The organism is Streptomyces sp. 6N223, from assembly GCF_052246635.1.
In the GTDB taxonomy this organism is placed as follows: domain Bacteria; phylum Actinomycetota; class Actinomycetes; order Streptomycetales; family Streptomycetaceae; genus Streptomyces.
This window is the reverse complement of record NZ_JBQQCA010000155.1, coordinates 1-836: the sequence shown is the minus strand read 5'-3', so window position 1 is coordinate 836 and position 836 is coordinate 1. Positions and strand designations below refer to the sequence as shown.

The window sequence follows — 836 nt, the reverse complement described above, 5'->3', positions numbered from 1 at the left end:
GGCGGAGGCACTGCTGGCCACCTACGGCCAGGACCGGCCAGACGACCAACCCCTCTGGCTGGGCTCCATCAAGTCCAACATCGGCCACACCCAAGCAGCCGCAGGCGTCGCCGGAATCATCAAGATGATCCAAGCCATCCACCACGGGCACCTGCCCCCCACCCTCCACATCGACGAGCCGACCCCACACGTCGACTGGGACGCGGGAGCCGTTTCCCTCCTCACTCGTTCACAGCCCTGGCCGGAGACGGAACACCCGCGCCGGGCCGCGGTCTCCTCCTTCGGCGTCAGCGGCACCAACGCCCACATCATCCTCGAACAAGCCGCCGAGGCCCCGGCACAGGAGGACGCGCCGCCGTCCGCTCGGCCCACGCTGGTCCCGATCCCGCTGTCGGCCAAGACCGAACCCGCCCTACGCGCCCAGGCCACCCAACTCCTGCACCACCTCCAAGAACGCACGGACGAGAACCTGGACCTCGCCGCCCTCGCCCGCACCCTGGCGACCACGCGCACCACATTCGACCACCGCGCCGTTGTACTCGCCCACAACCGACACGACCTCACACGCGAACTCACAGCCCTAGCCCAAGGCGAGACCGACAGGCCCGCTCAGCTCACCTCACAGCGCGGCACCACGGCGTTCCTCTTCTCCGGCCAGGGCAGTCAGTACGCGGGGATGGGCCGGGGACTGTACGCCGCCTTCCCGGCGTTCGCCGCCGCCCTGGACGCCGTGTGCGAGGCGATGGACCCCCACCTCGACCGCCCCCTGCGCGAGGTGATGTTCACCGACCACGACCTCCTGGCCCAGACCCGCTACACCCAACCCGCCCTCTTCG

General features: G+C 70.0%; 1 protein-coding gene. It reads left to right on the top strand.

Annotated features, from left to right (window positions below; genetic code table 11):
- Window positions 1-836 (top strand): ketoacyl-synthetase C-terminal extension domain-containing protein (locus tag ACTWQH_RS32790; protein ID WP_443290460.1); only part of this gene is annotated, 836 nt, incomplete at both ends.